Consider the following 16,743-nt stretch of genomic DNA (forward strand, 5'->3'; position numbering starts at 1 on the left):
TATATGATAATGGAAAGAATTTTGTGCTAGTTATTCTGGGTTATTTCTCCTCGTCGATTCTGGATGGAGAAGACGAGTAGGCTCACAAAAATCATCAGCATCATGCATGCGATTAAATAGAAGAAGCTTGAGCCTTTGAACCAGTCGATGGTGATCCCGCCAACGAATGGACCGATCATACTCCCGAAGCTGAAGAAGATTCCGCACATGATGTTCCCGGCAGGAAGTAATTCTTTTGGGAGAAGATCCGTCATATAACTAATACCGAGTGAAAAGGTCGATCCGACGGCCATCCCCGCTAAAGTAAAGCATATAAATAAGCCCATGGTGGACTCCGCCACGATTCCTGCAGCCGAAAAGCAGAGGAATCCAATCATCATGACGATGAGCAGGACATTTTGTCTTCCGTATTTGTCACTCAGAATCCCAAGTGGTACCTGGGATATAATACTTCCCACGGCAAAAGCAGGCAGGAGGATTGCGACTGCTTCAATCGAAAGACCATTTCGAAGGGCGAACACAGGGAAGTTTCCATTTAATGAAGCTTCCAGGAATCCATATCCTAATGGGGGCAGCAGGGCGACCCATGCATATTTGAGAACCTTTCCGAAACGCTGGAACGATCCCAGGAACGAGGCACTGCCGATATTTTGCTGATCGGGGAATTCGTTTTGTAATTTAAAGACGAACATCCACACTGTCAGGCTTAATAAGGAAGAGATGATGAATGGCAATGCTTGATGGATGGTGATGAGCTGTGTCATCATCGGTCCGACGGCAAAACCGACTCCAAAAGAGACCCCGTAGATGGATATGTTACGTCCGCGATGTTCTTTCGGTGAAAACGATGTGATCCATGTCTGGGTGGCGAAGTGGAGCATGTGATCGCCGATTCCGATGCAAAGACGCAGGAAAAACCAGAACCAGAAGGATTTCCAAACCGGGAACAGTAAGAGTGACGCTGCGACCACGATTCCTCCGATGATGATCATCGGCTTGTATCCGATTTTCTGAAGTGGTCTTTCCATTAAAGGAGAGGCGAGTAAGATTCCGATATATAGGGCGGTTGCGTTTAATCCGTTCAGGGAGGAAGAAACGCCGTCTTGTTCGAATATGATGGCGATTAACGGCAGGAGCATCCCTTGTGAGAATCCGGAAATCGCGACGATTCCGACAAGGACCCAAAAACGGAAGGTTAGTGTTTGATTCATTTGCAAAAACTCCCAATCATTGATAATAGCTTCTTTGATGGTACCCCCTATTTCATTGTTTGGCAATACGAAACGAATAGAGTAAAATCAAAACATTACTAACATAATAAGGAAGGAATGATATAAAAATGGAATTTAACATGCAAGAAGGTGGATTTTACACAGATTTAGGGTTTGGCAAGTTGGAGGTTTCGGGTAATGAAGAGTATGGTTTTCGTCCGTTCCAATTATTGGTATCTTCGGTGGCAGTGTGCAGTGGGGGAGTGCTCCGAAAAGTCCTTGAGAAAATGCGCATCGAATTTGAAGACATCCATATCAAAGCCGACGTAACCCGCAACGAAGCCGAAGCAAACAGAGTCGAAGCCATCTCCCTTCACTTTACTATCAGAGGGACGGACCTCGACAAAAACAAAATCGAAAAAGCCATGAAGCTCACCCGCAAAAACTGCTCCATGGTCCAATCCGTACAAGACAGCATCAAAATCGAAGAAACGTTTGAGTTAGTGCAGTAAAGCGATGAGGGACGGACCTTCAAGGAGAATAAGACCTATTAATATCAAGGTTTATATCCAGATGAAGGTCCGTCCTTCAGTGCAGTAGAGTAGTGAGGGACGGACCTCTAAACAGCATAAGCCCTATTGTATCAAGGCTATGGCCAGGTGTAAGTCCGTCCCTCAATACAGTAAAATGTTAAAGGACGGACCTCTAACTGAGCATAAACACCAATAAATCAAGGTTCTCATCTAATTGAAGGTCCGTCCCTCTAAAGGGAAGGTCTCTATAGGCTTAGTTCCTGTGGTTCTTTGCCAGTTTTTTCGTAGTAGAGGATGGTTTTGGGTGTGAGCTTGAGGAGCATGTATTCCGGGTCATCGGGGCTTGCGATCCAGGATTTGAGTTGTTCGTTCCAGAATTTCTCTTTCAGCTCTTTGGATTCTTCGACGGAAGCCTCTGCTTCGATTTCTACATAGTGCTCATGATCGGAATCACGGTCATGTCCCAGAAGAATATGAACATGAGGGTTCTGTGCAATGTCTTCCGCTTTGTGCGCATGTTCATTGGTTGCAGTGTAGAGAATAAGGTCTTCATGGTTGAACATCATAAAGCGTGAATACGGTTTGTTGTCGCGAATCGTGGCAAGGGTGCCCGTTTTATGGTTGGAAAAGAGCTCAACGATTTTATCTTTTAAGATTTGTGCCATAGGTTGTACCTCCTAAATAGTTTCTATCTATAATGTGTCTAATCTTGTTTGATTTAAACAAATTTTCTTTTAGAAAGAAGGATCTTACACATGAATAAAGTATTTGCACTGCTAGTATTTGCCGGAGTGCCGATTTCGGTCATTGGCTCACTGCTTCATTGGCCGAATGTCATCATGTTCGTGATCTACTGTGTCACGATCATTGCCCTGGCTGCCTTTATGGGAAGATCGACGGAAAGCTTGGCCGTTGTATCGGGACCCCGTATCGGTGGATTATTGAATGCGACCTTTGGAAACGCGGTTGAACTCATTATTTCTATCTTTGCGTTAAAAGCCGGTTTGATTGGCGTCGTGCTGGCGTCCTTAACGGGGTCCGTCCTTGGAAATCTTCTCTTAGTTGCCGGGTTGTCCTTCTTTGTTGGGGGAATCAAGTTCAAACGTCAGAAGTTTAATGTGTTTGATGCCCGTCACAACTCAGGGCTGCTCATGTTTGCGATCATCGTGGCATTTGTTATTCCTGAAGTTTTCGCCCAGGATATGAACGAAGCGAAGACCATGTCCCTATCCATCGGTGTCTCAGTCATCTTGATTGCTCTTTATTTATTTGCCTTATTCTTTAAATTAGTCACTCACCGCGGGGTGTATCAGCATGAAGGCGAAGAGGGCGCGCACGCTCATGAAGAGCCGGAGTGGAGTAAAGGGAAAGCGTTGCTGATCCTTGCCGCTTCGACTGCAGCCGTTGCTTATGTATCGGAACGCCTCGTTCATACGTTTGAAGAAGTCGGGAACACATTCGGCTGGAGCGAGCTGTTCATCGGGGTCATCATCGTTGCCATCGTTGGGAACGCTGCTGAGCACGCGTCAGCGATCATTATGGCTTATAAAAATAAGATGGATATCGCTGTGGAGATTGCAGTCGGGTCGACCTTGCAGATTGCGATGTTTGTAGCGCCGGTTCTTGTGTTGATTTCGCTGTTTTTCGAAACGAGCATGCCACTGGTGTTTACGTTACCGGAGCTTGTGGCCATGGTATCAGCAGTACTTGTGACGATCGTCATATCCAATGATGGGGAAACGAACTGGTTTGAGGGACTGACGCTCCTCGCAGCTTATTTTATTATGGGAATTGGTTTTTATTTACTTTAAAAAAAGCCCCGGCAGTCCTCTGCCGGGGCTTTTGCATGGAATCATTCGTTAGATAATGAAATTCGTGAGAACAGCCTACTCATCCCTGAATAAGATGGCAGAAGAGTTTTGTGTAAAGGAATGAGTATAGTGAGAAAAAAGAAAAAACCATCCTTAGTAAAATTCATTGATTGCAATATCGATTTACCTCCCAGGGGATGTTCCGGGATTTTCCCGTTTGAAGGTTGTACGAATCCAACGATACAATTAGATGCCATTGGAACGATCAGCTGTGAAGGCATCATCAGTGGTAGAGTGCTATGTGATTATCAACCCCTCCAAGGTGTCACGGTTAATCTGTCTTCATCATTCCCGGGACTGGTCTTTGATAACCCTACTCCTCTCACGGACAGCACCGGCCGGTTTTCAACGAAAGTGACGGTGGCTCCAGGAACTTCGATCATACCAAACATCATCGTGACCGCAACGGCAGTGGTCATCGGAAAAACAGTCAGGGATTCGATGTCAGTGAGAGTGGATTGTATTAAATGTAAACATCCTGAACTTACGCTGGACCCGATCAAGGAGCCTGTCGGGTGCAAGGGTGCAAAACTTTCTGGACGACTCATTTGCGATGGAAGGGCAATAGGGAATGCTGCCATTTCATTTATCATTGAATCACAATCCAAGCGTGTCGTTATCACTCCAAACCCTGCGATTACACAGGGGGACGGGAAATTTACGGCAGCCCTGGTCCTTTTTCCAGAGGTGAATGAGACCATTACGATTACAGCAACAACGAAAATCGGAGGGAAAACGGTTACCTCAGAAACAAGAGAAGTGAAGGTTCGCTGCGTCAAATGTAAAAAACCGGACATAAAGTTAGATAAATTTAAAAAAATAGATTGCCGTGCCGTCGTGGGTGGGAAAGTTACCTGTGATGGCGTACCACAAGCGAATATCACGGTAACACTAACTGGTTCACCAATTCTAAAGTTTAGGCATTCTGCTCCAGTGACCAACGAGAAAGGAGAATTTTCGTCGGTCGTAAAGGTGAAAAACGGAACTAAGTTTCAGTCTGCTTTCTATACAGCCAAAGCAGTGGTGAGTGGGAAAACAGTGAAGGACACTGACCAAGTCATTGCAGGCTGTAATAAGTGTGAAAAACCTAAACTTACTCTAGAAGTGCCATGCGAAGTCATCCCTTGTGAAGGTACTAAATTGACCGGACAATTAACATGTGACGGAACCCCTATCCGAAATGCTGCGATCATGATTACTATCATAGATTCATCGCCAGGTGCTGTGGAAGTAAACCCCATCCCTGTCTGGACTAATGAGCAAGGTGAATATGAAACAATGATCACACCTATCTCGGGAAAATCTGAAGACATATCCATTCAGGCGATGACAATCTTTGGCGACAAGATGATCAAGTCAATGATCAAAACAGTCAAAATTCATTGCCAATGCAAAGATCCGACCATTGAACTGGATCATATAAAAGAGATAGACTGCTGTGGAAAGGTGAGCGGTAAAGTTAGATGTGACAAGGAACCGTTGGATAATGTGAAAGTGAAATTGTCTAGTCCGGTATTAAGGTTTGAACCTGATGTTGTGTCTACAGATGAACATGGGAGGTTTACGAGTGACGTCAAAGTGCCGCCGAATACGCTATTTAAAGACGTCATGTATTCGGCAAGCGCCATGGTAGGGGATGAGGAAATCTCAGAAAAAGCCTTTGTTTATGCGGGCTGCAAGGAATGCAGTGAAGTCAAACTGACGTTTCATGTTCCGCCGTATGTAGGATGCAAAGGAGGCCGCATCACTGGGAAAGTGCTGTGTGATTCCAGGCCACTTGAAGATATCGAGGTTCACTTTGAAGTGAAAGAAGAACACTTTAAGGGTACCATCGTACCCAACCCTGCTATCACAGACGGGAAAGGGAACTATTCAGCAAAAGTCATTCCTGAATACGGAATGCATGAACATCTCTCAATCCAAGCATTTGTCATCATTGACGGAAAGAAGATTTCCACCAAACTATATGACGTACACATCAAATGTGTTTGTCCACCTGAAGAATGTTCCTGTGAGTATGATTAAAAAAGCAGCTGAGTTCAATCATGAACTCAGCTGCTTTTTTTAGGGAATGTAGGAATGATTGAAAACGGTCAGAGGGCCTGACTGTTTTCTTTTCAATAATAGTATAGATTAATATTTGAATTATGTAAATTTTCTATCAAATAAAGTTTTTGGGATAAGCTTTTCCAACTAGGAAAAACTAACGGCAAACCCTTAAGTTTAGTTTGAAAGGAGTCAATTTCATGAAAATCATGCGCACTGTTCTTATGGTCATACTCGCATTTTTCGTTGCAACAACGGGTATTCACGCTGAAAATAATCCTAAAAAAGAAAAAAAGGAAGCGACAGAGAAAGCTCCGAAACCAGCTGAAGATACCAGAGTAAAGATGCCAAACTCAGTATTAAATATCGCAAAGGAAAATACGTATCCTAACTCAACCCAGGATCAACCATATCTCCAACCGAGTGAATGGTCCCAGGAATTAATCGAAACATCGAATGTGAAAATAGAAAACCCGAATCTGATCCGTATGCTGAATGAATCCACCATGAATAAAGCACCAACCATTGGATTACGGGCAACGATCTATTTAGGGGAATGGCCTTTAAACTATGCTTCAACCGAGACATCCCCTAACTGGGAGTATCAAAAGGTCAACACGAACTACTTCGATAACCGCGGCGGAAAATCCAACTATCAAATTCACTATGTCCAGGAAGCACAAAAAGTAGTGAAGGGCGGATTGACGGCTAAAGTTCCACACGCAGATGATGTAGAAAAAATGATGCTCATCAAAGCAATGGATAAATCCAAGCTGCCACTTGCATTCCAAACGATTGTAGGAGCAGGGACGAAGAAGGATCAGGTGTACAACATTTCACCTAAACGTCTTGGATACCTCTATGCCTACGCTCCGGCGATTAACGAAAAAGGAAAAGTAACCTATGGTGAAGTATTCCTTGAGATGAAAGGAACAAAACGCTCCGTCGTCGTGAAAAATGTAACATCCCAAGGAGTGGGGGCATGGATTCCAGTCCAGGATCACGTCCACTTCGGCTTCATGGCGAGCGAAACACCAAGATAATTGTTTGAAGAAGAGTGAAATGGGGTAAAACCTATTTCACTCTTTTATTATTTTCCTTGATATGTTATAATAATTAGAATATTCAGAATTGAAGGAGGGATATCGTGGAGTATTTACTTATTTTTGGAGGCCTATTAGTGGCGTTCATCACATTAAGAGTATGGTTTGGAGCAAGAAGAGCAAAGATCCATGCTGAGATAAAAAAACAAAAATACAATGCAATGGATCCAGCCCTTGAAAAAATATCTCAACCCATCAAAAAAAACGACCGCGGCCCAATCGGATAAAAGCACACCGGATGAATGTCCGTTGTGCTTCTTTTTTTGCGTGAGGGACGGACCTTGGTTTTGGGAAGGGAAATGGAGTGATATTTGTGTATTTGAATGGGTTTGGAGGGACGGACCTTATGTTGGAGGAATAATGGTGTTTAAGTAGCGTGTTTGGAATGTGTATTTGGTGGACGATTGGTGATTTGTTCACAATTTGGCGCAACAATCCTGGTAAGTGGCACAAGTTTGGGTGGAAGTGGCACAACAAACAGCCAAAGTGGCACAACAAACCTGTAAACTGGCACAACAAGGCCTGAAAGTTAGTCAATAATAGAAAATTAGATCCAAGTTCCATGAAATAAGCCCAAACCCATAACAGATTTGAGCCTTCGCATTCGATTTTAACGGGAAATCTTCGCTTCACGCTTCGAGAAATCAACATCTCCATAATACATAGACTTTACGAGCACATTCGGGCCAAGGCAGCGAGCCATTGGACAGTGGCAATTCAACTCTTTCGCAAGAGGTTGTTGTTTCCACTTTTCAAAAATGGCAGGCAGAGTATCCTTTGCTATATTTCCAAGTGGCGGAGTGTCGCCGAAGTCAGTGACGATGACATCTCCAGTGAAAATATTTACATTCAGACGAGAACGGCCGTCAGGGTCATTGCGGACGGTGACATTATTAGCAGCATAAAGTTCCTTCAGAAAATCCAAGTCTTCCTGTGAAGAGCTGCATGGATAAAATGGAAGTGTTCCAAATAGCATCCATACACTTTCATCACGGAAGGAAAGAATATTTCTGATCGCTTCCCTGGTTTCTTCTAATGAAAGGGTTTCTAAGCTTGACGCAAAATCAGAAGGGTACATTGGGTGAATTTCGTGACGACCGCACTTCATTTCATCGACAACCTGTAGATGGATTTTTTCCAGGTAAGGCAGGGTGTTTTTATTTAACATGGTTTCTGCTGAAACAAGGACTCCCCGTTCAGAAAGAGCACGGCTGTTTTCGATCATGCGGTCAAAAAGTTTCTTGCGCTGCTCCCTCGTTGGTTTTCGTTCCATATTGGCAAAGCCGACATCGATGAACTCATCGATCGTTCCCCAATTGTGAGAGATGTGCAGGACATCCAGGTAAGGGGCAATTAATAAGTATCGGTCAAGATCCAGGGTCAGATTTGAGTTGATTTGGGTATGGACGCCTCTGGTATGTGCATACTTGAGTAATGGCAAGACATAATTTTCAACGGACTTCTTTGACATCATCGGCTCTCCACCGGTAATACTAAGAGAACGAAGTGTTTTAATATCGTCGAGCTTCTGTAGAATCAATTCAATGGGAAGGGCGCTTGGATCCTTCGGGGATAACGTATAACCGACGGCACAGTGCTCGCATCTCATGTTACAGAGCGTAGTAGTGGTGAATTCTATATTGGAAAGCGTGATGTCACCATGCTCATCCACATCTAAGTAAGCCTCCCAAGGATCATGGTCAATCGACATTTTCTTGGAGAGAGTATCAGTTTTCATTCGTAAAAGCTCCTTTATTAATAAGTCACCTATTCATTATTGAGAAACGCTCAGCCCTTGTCAATCCGAAAGTTATTGGTTACCATAGTAAACGTATTGAAAGGAGAGAGAACTCTTGGGTAAAGCAATCAACGATAAAGACTCACAAGTGAGCTACTTAAAACAACGCCTGAACCTGTTCGTCGACGTTCTGGACTCAATCGATCCCGAACAAGCTGACATTGACGATATCGATCGCCTGATCGCAATGATCGATGATATAGAAGTAAAATGCGAGCAATTTAAGAAGAGTGAGTAGGAGTCCTGGATGGGACTCTTATTTTTTTGAGGGACGGACCTTTGATTGGTGGTGGGCTGTGAGGTGATTGTGATTGTGTACGACATTTGTTGGATTTTGTAGAAAGGTCGATATATGGATGGTTTCGGTTGATAAAATGAAATAACGGTCGATAAATTCAAATAACGGTCGATAAAAATTCATAACGGTCAACAAGTTTTATACCCACCCCATAAACCAGCCGACAGCTATCGGTAAACCCCACCCTTCATCCTATTCAGGATAGTAGACAAGAATACCAAGCAGGATTTCCCCACCAAAACGTCAAACTTACATAAAAACATCTATTAAAGGAGCGATCCATCCCCATGATCATCACACCCATAGAAAAAAACCACTGCGAGCAGGCAAAAAACGTGATCCTGTCCGGTTTCCTCGAACGATTCGGGTTCATCGATCATACCATGAATCCCGATATTCATGACATTAAAGGAGAGTATGATGGTACTCAGCATCATTTTTTTATAGGAAAAGAAAACGATGAGATCATTTGCACCGGTGCTATCCGAAAAGAAACCCGGGATACGTATCAGATTGTGAGAATGTCTGTCTTATCTCCATATCGGAAACGCGGTCTCGGCCGCATCATGCTCATGTATTTGGAAGAAAAAGCACTTTCCCTTGGTGCTCGCTATCTTATCCTCGAAACCAACAAACATTGGGCTGACGCCATCCGATTTTACCAAAACAACGGATACATTTATAAGGAAGAAGATGAAGTTTTGTGTTATTTCGAGAAGGAAATTCCATTGTGAAATCCCTTTCAATCTTATTCTTATAGGAGTATAATGATGTATGAAAATTAAGACTGTTTTTGAGATCTTTAGAGGGGGAGAACGATGAATAAAGAGACATTACAGCAAAGTATGTACGATTTGATTGTGGAAACATCCACGAACCTGCCAAAGGATGTCAGGCGTGCGATCAGCTCGGCGAAAGCCCGTGAGAACGCCGGTACGCGTTCGGCGATGAGCTTGGATACGATTTCAAATAACGTAAAGATGGCGGATGACAATGTATCACCGATTTGTCAGGATACAGGACTTCCGACTTTTAAAATAAAAACACCGGTCGGCGTGAATCAGCTTGAAATCAAAGAAGCGATCTATGCTGCAATGGTACAGGCGACGAAGGACGGGAAGCTTCGTCCAAACTCTGTTGATTCATTGACGGGGGCAAACTCAGGAGACAATCTTGGCTTAGGGACACCGGTCATCAAGTTTGAGCAGTGGGAAAAGGATTACATCGATGCGCGCCTGATCTTAAAAGGCGGAGGTTGTGAAAATAAAAACATCCAGTACAGCCTTCCATGTGAGCTTGAAGGACTTGGCCGTGCCGGACGGGACCTTGATGGCATCCGTAAATGCGTGATGCATTCGGTCTATCAGGCACAGGGACAAGGCTGCAGTGCCGGATTCATCGGCGTCGGAATCGGGGGAGACCGTTCTTCAGGCTATGATCTGGCCAAAGAACAATTATTCCGCTCCGTTGATGACGTGAATGCGAATGAAGATCTCCGTAAGTTAGAGGAGTATGTGATGGAAAATGCGAATGAGCTTGGAATCGGCACGATGGGATTCGGCGGTGAAACAACTCTACTTGGTTGTAAAGTCGGCGTGATGAATCGTATCCCTGCAAGCTTCTTCGTATCAGTTGCCTATAACTGCTGGGCGTTCCGTCGTTTAGGGGTGAAGCTTGATGTAGAATCAGGCGGTATCGACGAATGGTTCTATCAGGAAGGTGAGAAGATCGATCTTACTCAAAAATCAGAGGCTGAGCTTGAAACGGCAGCGGCTTCATCCGGGGAACAACCAAACGTTGTGGTACTCCAAGCTCCGATCACGGAAGAAAAAATACGTGAGTTGAAAGTGGGAGATGTGGTTCAAATCAACGGCCGTATGTACACTGGACGTGACGCGATTCACAAGCATTTGAGTGAGAATGATGCACCAGTGGATCTTGATGGCCAAATCATCTATCACTGTGGTCCGGTTATGCTGAAGGACGATGAGGGCAACTGGCACGTGAAAGCCGCTGGCCCGACAACATCGATTCGTGAAGAGCCTTATCAAGGGGACATCATGAAGCGTTTTGGAATCCGTGCCGTCATCGGGAAAGGTGGAATGGGTCCGAAAACACTGGCTGCCTTGAAGGATCATGGTGGAGTGTACCTGAATGCCATCGGTGGAGCGGCTCAGTACTATGCAGATTGCATCCAAGGCGTAGATGGAGTGGATCTGATGCAGTTTGGCATTCCTGAAGCGATGTGGCACCTGAATGTTGAAGGCTTCACAGCGGTTGTAACGATGGATTCCCATGGAAACAGCCTGCATGAAGAAGTGGATAAATCGTCGTTGGAAAAATTAGCTCAGTTTAAAGAGCCTGTTTTTATATAAGGAAAAAGAACCACCTCGTTAAAGATGCGGGGTGGTTTTTCTATTGGGTATTTATGTTAAAATATGAAACCATAAAGACCATTCTTTCGTATTACATACAAACAGGATCTGGAGGGCTACGATGATTTTCAATAAATTAGTGAGCATATTGTTTCTTTCCTTAATGGTGTTCTTAACAGGGTGTGCAAGTAATAGTGAAAAGTCGAACATCACTTCAATTGAAGATGTGAATGTTGATACGTTAAAAGAAAACAGCGGAACCTATGTGGGGGATAACTCCAAGGTCAGTGCGATCCTTCAGGAATTGCCTGGTGGAGAAACCATTCAAGAAATCGACCTTTCAGGGGAAATGGTGAAGGTGACCTACGGCAATAAAGAAGGGGGCCTTTCTCAAAGTGATGTAGATGAGTTTTGGTTTGATGGTAATCATGCTGACCGGAAGAACTTTTATTACACCGCCATCTACCTGACCCTACTCGTTCCGAATGCCCAGGAATATCATTTCCAGGTAGACGAATCCATGGTATCCGTTTCAAGGGACAAAATGGTCAAGAACCTCCAGGATGAATTTGAAGAATTCCCAACTGGCCAAGCCATCTGGGACAAAAAGAATGTATCTGAATTCATCGATGAACATAACGGAAAACTAACAGAAATGGCAACGAAGTATCAGGCGTTTTTTGAGTGAGGGACGGACCTTATCTCTTAAACGTGTCTCTCTTCGACGGAAGATGAAATATCAGGGTGACCTGAGACATATGCCTTGATACAAACCCAATCTTTTGTAGAACCTTTATCGTGATGCATACAAGTTACATAATCATCTACCCTTCATTCTACTGTCAGTCCCTCTCGAAGATTCCTTTTGTAACAATAGAAGGAATCTTTTTTCCTTATGAACTACTTGAATTCAACATATTTAAAGTATTATCTTAAATAAATCTACATAAGTATGAGGGGGAAGAGTGAGAGTGGAGGGGGAAGAACATATGACAAATCCGATCGTGGCTCGATCTTTAGATGAGATTCAATTCTGGTCGAGAATTATGAAGGAGCATGCGTTGTTTCTGAGCTTGGGATTCACGTATGATCAGAAGCAATTAATTGAAGAAGCACAACAGTTCATTGCAGTTTTCGAAAGAATCGAGGAGAAGCTGAATAAATACTCTATCAACACGGATGTGCGGCAAATTCAGGCATTTAACACCGAAGTTTATCAAGCGGCAGCTGCGATTTGGAACTATAAGCGGAAAATATTAGGCTTGACATTGCGATGTGAAATCCGTTCTAATAATTATCCATTGTTAGTGGATCATATTAGCAGAGAGGCTGCATTCTTTGCCAAACGTCTGCAGGAATTGAATGAGGGGAAACTTGTACCAGAACAGGATTCCGTAATCCAGGAAAATGTATTCTTTCTGAAAATCATGGCCGATCACGCGAAGTTTATCGGACATCTATTGGATCCTTCCGAACGGAAATTAGTTGAGCAGGCGAGAGAGTTCAGCCAGGATTTCGATCAACTGGTTTTTCAAGCTATTGATTTAGACTCCATGCGTCCACAATCAGAAACGAAGCCGATGTTGAATCAATTTCTGAATCAAAATAAGGTTTCAGTTAAGTCATTACGTGATTTCAAGAAAACCGCAAGAGAATTAATTGAAGAATGCAGGATCAAAAGTAATATCCATCCACTTTTGGCTGATCACACATTTAGAGAAGCAGAACGATTCCTGGAAATCATCGATCTATTTGAAGCGAGTTTGCAAAAGAAATAAAGGTTGGGGTATGATAACCGCTCTAACTATTGGATACTTTTAGTACACATGAATCCTTCCCGTTCTCAAAAACTAAGGGAAACGGAATGTGAAAGAAGGGTTCAATTTTGCGGAATTCACTAAAAGTGTTCATTATAGCGTCAATATTAGTATTGGCAATTCCCGCCCAAGCCTATGCAGTCTCGAATAACCCGATAGGCTGGGGATTTAAGAAGAGTCAGAATGAAGTTCCAGCAGAAGCAGGGGCGCAGCATGATCAGCTGCTTGATAAATATGATGCTTTTTACAAGGGTTCACCGGATAAAAAAGTCCTGTATCTGACCTTTGATAATGGATATGAAAATGGCTACACGGGACAGATCCTTGATGTATTAAAACAGGAGAAAGTACCCGCCACCTTCTTTGTGACCGGTCACTACCTACTAAGCGCTGAAGGCCTGGTCAAGCGAATGGTGAAGGAAGGGCATATCGTAGGGAACCATTCCTGGCATCACCCGGACTTCACGGCTAGCTCCGATCAGAAAATACGGGAAGAGCTGGAAAAAGTAAAAGTGAAAACGAAGGAATTGACAGGTCAGAAAGAAATGAACTACTTGCGACCACCAAGAGGTGTATTCTCAGAGCGTACGCTTCAAATCGCGAAAGAAGAAGGTTACACCCACGTCTTTTGGTCAGTCGCCTTCATCGATTGGAAAACCGATCAGCAAAGAGGCTGGCAATACTCTTACGACAATATCATGGCCCAAGCCCATCCAGGCGCGATCATCCTTCTGCACTCCGTCTCCAAAGACAACGCAGACGCCATGGAAAAAGCCATCAAAGACCTCAAGAAAAGAGGCTACACCTTCAAAAGTCTGGATGAACATCCAATGATGAAAAAATAGAGGGACGGACCATCATTCCTAGGACCAGGTCCTAGGAAATGAGGTCCGTCCCTGAACTCTTTAGTACCAAAGTACGCTGTTATCGGCATCTTTCCGATTACAATCGGTCAACATGAACAAATTATCCGCCATTTCCCCTTTTTGTACATACTCGATATTCTCGCAGGACTTCTCTACAATCTCACCACTTCCAAACGGATCCCGACGTGAGTCCCTAACGTTTAAACTCTTCAAACCACTCCATATTCTCTATATTCCCATGAAAATTCACTATATCTGTTTCTACAGGCTCATAAGCTCCCCCCTGTTTCCCCACTTCGGTCTCCACCTGATCCCCAGGCACTTCACAACCACCAACACAGTATAAAAGGAAAAAACCAGCCATTATCAATCTCCTCACCAACCAAATCATCCCTTTCAGAAATTCCATGAGGTCCGTCCCTTAGCTACTGCATTAGATGAACGACAACGTTGAAGTGTTACACCCACGGTATGCTATAATACACATACAAGTTTTGTGCGGAAGGATGAGGACGATGGTGATAAGGAATGTTAAGGTTGAAGGTCCGTATGATTTTGACCGGGTACTGGAGAGGCTGGCGCTGGATCCGTTGAATGCAGTGGATCAGGTAGACCGAAGTGTGAAGGTTCCATACTATCTCCCTGAGGGGAAAGGCGAGGTCATCAAGGTTCAGGCAAAAGGCACAACAGAAGAGCCTGAGTTCAGCATCACCTTTGAAAATGAAGAGAATCTTGAAGAGAAGCAGAACCGTATCTCGGACATTTTCCAGTGGCACACCGGTCTACGGGACATGCACGAGCACTTTCTGCAAACCGATCTAAAGCCGATTTTCGAAGAGCATATCGGCACGCCCATCATTCTGGAGTTCGACCCGTTTGCGACGATTATCAAAAGCATCATTCACCAGCAGCTGAACCTGAAATTTGCCTTCACCCTGACCCATCGTTTCGTCACGAAACACGGCTGGCAAAAGGACGGAGTCTGGTTCTATCCATCACCGGAAAAAGTCGCCTGTCTCACCGTGGAAGAACTGCGGGAGCTGCAATTCAGTCAGCGGAAAGCGGAATATGCGATTGGAATCGGACAGAAGGTGTCTAACGGAGAACTGGGTATGGACAAACTAGCAGTGAAGCCGGACGAAGAAGTCATCAAGGAACTTACAAAAATTCGTGGCATTGGCCCATGGACAGCTCAAAGCTTCCTGTTATTCGGACTGGGTCGGCCGAATCTCTTCCCGAAAGCGGATATAGGCATCCAAAATGCCATCAAGAAATTATTTCAAATGGAACAGAAACCGACCATGGACGAGCTGGACCAATTCAGCGCATCATGGCATCCTTATTTAAGCTATGCATCCTTGTATTTATGGAGAAGTATCGAATAGAACGGACGTGAACCAATGAAGAAGCAATACGCAAAAAAGCAACACAGCAATGAAGTGAAAATCGAGCTGAAACAACAGTTTCCTCTAACGATAAAAAAAATCGGCATCAACGGTGAAGGAGTCGGCTTCTTTAAACGAAAGATCGTCTTCGTACCTGGAGCCCTTGCAGGGGAAGAAGTGGTCGTCGAAGTGACCAAGGTCCACCCGAAATTCACCGAAGCCCGCATTAAAAAGATCCGGAAAAAGTCATCTCAGCGTACAAAAGCGCCATGCCTGGTATATGAGCAGTGTGGAGGCTGTCAGCTTCAGCATCTCTCATATGAAGGACAGCTGGATGCTAAACGGGACATCCTGCTTCAATCCCTAGAGCGTCACACGAAGCTTAGATTAGAAGACATGGAAATCCGTCCGACGATTGGAATGGACAATCCATGGCACTACCGGAACAAAAGCCAGTTCCAAGTGGGGACCCAAAACGGCAAGGCCATTGCAGGCCTATACAGCATGAACTCAAACAAGCTGATCGACATCGATGAGTGTATCGTTCAGCACCCGCTGACAAATAAAGTGACAACTGAAATCAAGCGCATCATCAACGACTTCAACATTCCTGTCTTAGATGATAAAAAGAAGAAGCCGATCCTGAAAACGATCGTGACCCGTGTCGGCTTTGAAACAGGCGAAGTTCAAGTCGTACTCGTCACTGCGGAGAAGAAGATTCCACGCAAGGAATTACTGATTTCGGAAATCCAGAAACGTCTCCCTGAAGTCGTATCCATCGCCCAAAACATCAACCCGAAAAAAACGGCACTCATCTTCGGAGATGAAACAATCCATCTATCAGGTAAAGAAAGCATAGAAGAACGCCTGGAAGAGTTCACCTACGAACTATCGGCCCGTGCATTCTTCCAGCTGAACCCGATCCAGACGAGCAAGCTGTATAATGAAGCGAAAAAAGCAGCTGCCCTTACAGGCGAAGAAAAAGTGGTCGATGCCTACTGTGGAGTCGGAACCATCGGTTTATGGCTTGCTGACGGAGCGAAAGAAATCCGCGGAATGGATGTCATCAAGGAAGGAATCGATGACGCGAAGAAGAACGCAAAGAAATTCGCAGTCGATCACGCCGAATATTTCGTCGGAGGTGCCGAAACGCTCATGCCTAAGTGGAAGAACGAAGGGTGGCGTCCGGATGTCGTCGTAGTCGATCCCCCGAGAACAGGTTGCGACAACAAGCTTCTTGATACGTTAAAAGAAGTGAAACCCAAGACATTCGTGTATGTATCCTGCAACCCATCTACCCTGGCAAAGGATATCGATTACCTGAAAAAGCATTACCTTGTCGAGTATCTGCAGCCGGTGGATATGTTCCCGCAGACGGCACACGTGGAGGTTGTGGCGAAGCTGGTTCTAAAGTAAAAATGGTAGGCAGCCTCTTTCTTG

The 16,743-nt window shown here is 44.4% G+C and carries 17 protein-coding genes; 13 read left to right on the plus strand and 4 right to left on the minus strand.

Annotated features, from left to right (window positions below; translation table 11 throughout):
• Positions 1-26: 26 nt before the first annotated feature.
• A complete protein-coding gene (locus ACYH0O_RS03095) occupies positions 27-1,211 on the minus strand; it encodes an MFS transporter (RefSeq protein WP_149154334.1) in 1,185 nt (394 codons plus the stop codon).
• 128 nt (positions 1,212-1,339) lie between these two features.
• Here ACYH0O_RS03095 and ACYH0O_RS03100 point away from each other — a divergent pair, with 128 nt between their 5' ends.
• Positions 1,340-1,723, plus strand: coding sequence for an OsmC family protein (locus ACYH0O_RS03100; RefSeq protein WP_482631083.1), 384 nt, complete (start codon positions 1,340-1,342; stop codon positions 1,721-1,723).
• Between the two features lie 266 nt (positions 1,724-1,989).
• Here the strand turns inward: ACYH0O_RS03100 and ACYH0O_RS03105 are convergent, their stop codons facing one another.
• Positions 1,990-2,409, minus strand: coding sequence for a pyridoxamine 5'-phosphate oxidase family protein (locus tag ACYH0O_RS03105; protein ID WP_482631084.1), 420 nt, complete (start codon positions 2,407-2,409; stop codon positions 1,990-1,992).
• A 90-nt stretch (positions 2,410-2,499) separates the two neighbouring features.
• On the opposite strand from ACYH0O_RS03105, the gene cax reads away from it, so the two are divergent.
• The 4 genes from cax to ACYH0O_RS03125 all read left to right on the plus strand — a co-directional run bounded on the left by cax (position 2,500) and on the right by ACYH0O_RS03125 (position 6,991).
• Positions 2,500-3,555, plus strand: coding sequence for a calcium/proton exchanger (gene cax / locus ACYH0O_RS03110; RefSeq protein ID WP_482631085.1), 1,056 nt, complete (start codon positions 2,500-2,502; stop codon positions 3,553-3,555).
• A 129-nt stretch (positions 3,556-3,684) separates the two neighbouring features.
• Positions 3,685-5,640, plus strand: coding sequence for a hypothetical protein (locus ACYH0O_RS03115; protein ID WP_482631086.1), 1,956 nt, complete (start codon positions 3,685-3,687; stop codon positions 5,638-5,640).
• 221 nt (positions 5,641-5,861) lie between these two features.
• Positions 5,862-6,704: a YfkD family protein gene (locus ACYH0O_RS03120; protein ID WP_482631087.1), complete on the plus strand. Its 843-nt coding sequence runs from the start codon at positions 5,862-5,864 to the stop codon at positions 6,702-6,704.
• A 104-nt stretch (positions 6,705-6,808) separates the two neighbouring features.
• Positions 6,809-6,991, plus strand: coding sequence for a hypothetical protein (locus tag ACYH0O_RS03125; RefSeq protein ID WP_482631088.1), 183 nt, complete (start codon positions 6,809-6,811; stop codon positions 6,989-6,991).
• A gap of 383 nt (positions 6,992-7,374) precedes the next feature.
• Here ACYH0O_RS03125 and yfkAB read toward each other — a convergent pair whose 3' ends face one another.
• A complete protein-coding gene (gene yfkAB, locus ACYH0O_RS03130; RefSeq protein WP_482631089.1) occupies positions 7,375-8,502 on the minus strand; it encodes a radical SAM/CxCxxxxC motif protein YfkAB in 1,128 nt (375 codons plus the stop codon).
• A 115-nt stretch (positions 8,503-8,617) separates the two neighbouring features.
• Here yfkAB and ACYH0O_RS03135 point away from each other — a divergent pair, with 115 nt between their 5' ends.
• The 6 genes from ACYH0O_RS03135 (at position 8,618) to pdaA (ending at position 13,897) form a co-directional block, all read left to right on the plus strand.
• The gene (locus ACYH0O_RS03135; RefSeq protein ID WP_034761313.1) at positions 8,618-8,800 is read left to right on the plus strand and encodes an SE1561 family protein; all 183 of its coding nucleotides are present in this window, start codon (positions 8,618-8,620) and stop codon (positions 8,798-8,800) included.
• A 347-nt stretch (positions 8,801-9,147) separates the two neighbouring features.
• Entirely contained in the window at positions 9,148-9,594 is a 447-nt protein-coding gene (locus tag ACYH0O_RS03140) for a GNAT family N-acetyltransferase (protein ID WP_482631090.1), read from the plus strand.
• Positions 9,595-9,678: 84 nt separating this feature from the next.
• Positions 9,679-11,235 carry a fumarate hydratase gene (locus ACYH0O_RS03145; protein WP_482631091.1) on the plus strand — a complete coding sequence of 519 codons (1,557 nt, stop codon included), beginning with the start codon at positions 9,679-9,681 and terminating at the stop codon, positions 11,233-11,235.
• A gap of 121 nt (positions 11,236-11,356) precedes the next feature.
• Complete coding sequence (locus tag ACYH0O_RS03150; protein ID WP_482631092.1) at positions 11,357-11,923, plus strand: DUF4825 domain-containing protein; 567 nt, start codon at positions 11,357-11,359, stop codon at positions 11,921-11,923.
• Between the two features lie 301 nt (positions 11,924-12,224).
• Positions 12,225-13,013: a DUF2935 domain-containing protein gene (locus tag ACYH0O_RS03155; RefSeq protein WP_482631093.1), complete on the plus strand. Its 789-nt coding sequence runs from the start codon at positions 12,225-12,227 to the stop codon at positions 13,011-13,013.
• A 107-nt stretch (positions 13,014-13,120) separates the two neighbouring features.
• Entirely contained in the window at positions 13,121-13,897 is a 777-nt protein-coding gene (gene pdaA, locus ACYH0O_RS03160) for a delta-lactam-biosynthetic de-N-acetylase (protein ID WP_482631094.1), read from the plus strand.
• Between the two features lie 214 nt (positions 13,898-14,111).
• Here pdaA and ACYH0O_RS03165 read toward each other — a convergent pair whose 3' ends face one another.
• Positions 14,112-14,282 carry a hypothetical protein gene (locus ACYH0O_RS03165; protein WP_482631095.1) on the minus strand — a complete coding sequence of 57 codons (171 nt, stop codon included), beginning with the start codon at positions 14,280-14,282 and terminating at the stop codon, positions 14,112-14,114.
• A 151-nt stretch (positions 14,283-14,433) separates the two neighbouring features.
• On the opposite strand from ACYH0O_RS03165, the gene ACYH0O_RS03170 reads away from it, so the two are divergent.
• Both ACYH0O_RS03170 and rlmD read left to right on the plus strand, forming a co-directional pair.
• A complete protein-coding gene (locus tag ACYH0O_RS03170; protein ID WP_482631096.1) occupies positions 14,434-15,303 on the plus strand; it encodes a DNA-3-methyladenine glycosylase family protein in 870 nt (289 codons plus the stop codon).
• 15 nt (positions 15,304-15,318) lie between these two features.
• Positions 15,319-16,719 (plus strand): 23S rRNA (uracil(1939)-C(5))-methyltransferase RlmD, encoded by a 1,401-nt coding sequence (gene rlmD / locus ACYH0O_RS03175; protein WP_482631097.1) that lies wholly within the window; start codon positions 15,319-15,321, stop codon positions 16,717-16,719.
• Positions 16,720-16,743: the final 24 nt, after the last annotated feature.

It is taken from the genome of Rossellomorea sp. H136 (assembly GCF_056838065.1).

Coding starts and splice junctions, on each gene's coding strand:
- ACYH0O_RS03155 (WP_482631093.1), top strand. CDS start 12,225: ATGACAAATCCGATCGTGGCTCGATCTTTAGATGAGATTCAATTCTGG.
- ACYH0O_RS03120 (WP_482631087.1), top strand. CDS start 5,862: ATGAAAATCATGCGCACTGTTCTTATGGTCATACTCGCATTTTTCGTT.
- yfkAB (WP_482631089.1), bottom strand. CDS start 8,502: ATGAAAACTGATACTCTCTCCAAGAAAATGTCGATTGACCATGATCCT.
- ACYH0O_RS03105 (WP_482631084.1), bottom strand. CDS start 2,409: ATGGCACAAATCTTAAAAGATAAAATCGTTGAGCTCTTTTCCAACCAT.
- ACYH0O_RS03145 (WP_482631091.1), top strand. CDS start 9,679: ATGAATAAAGAGACATTACAGCAAAGTATGTACGATTTGATTGTGGAA.
- ACYH0O_RS03140 (WP_482631090.1), top strand. CDS start 9,148: ATGATCATCACACCCATAGAAAAAAACCACTGCGAGCAGGCAAAAAAC.
- rlmD (WP_482631097.1), top strand. CDS start 15,319: ATGAAGAAGCAATACGCAAAAAAGCAACACAGCAATGAAGTGAAAATC.
- ACYH0O_RS03170 (WP_482631096.1), top strand. CDS start 14,434: ATGGTGATAAGGAATGTTAAGGTTGAAGGTCCGTATGATTTTGACCGG.
- ACYH0O_RS03165 (WP_482631095.1), bottom strand. CDS start 14,282: ATGGCTGGTTTTTTCCTTTTATACTGTGTTGGTGGTTGTGAAGTGCCT.
- cax (WP_482631085.1), top strand. CDS start 2,500: ATGAATAAAGTATTTGCACTGCTAGTATTTGCCGGAGTGCCGATTTCG.
- ACYH0O_RS03100 (WP_482631083.1), top strand. CDS start 1,340: ATGGAATTTAACATGCAAGAAGGTGGATTTTACACAGATTTAGGGTTT.
- ACYH0O_RS03095 (WP_149154334.1), bottom strand. CDS start 1,211: ATGAATCAAACACTAACCTTCCGTTTTTGGGTCCTTGTCGGAATCGTC.
- ACYH0O_RS03150 (WP_482631092.1), top strand. CDS start 11,357: ATGATTTTCAATAAATTAGTGAGCATATTGTTTCTTTCCTTAATGGTG.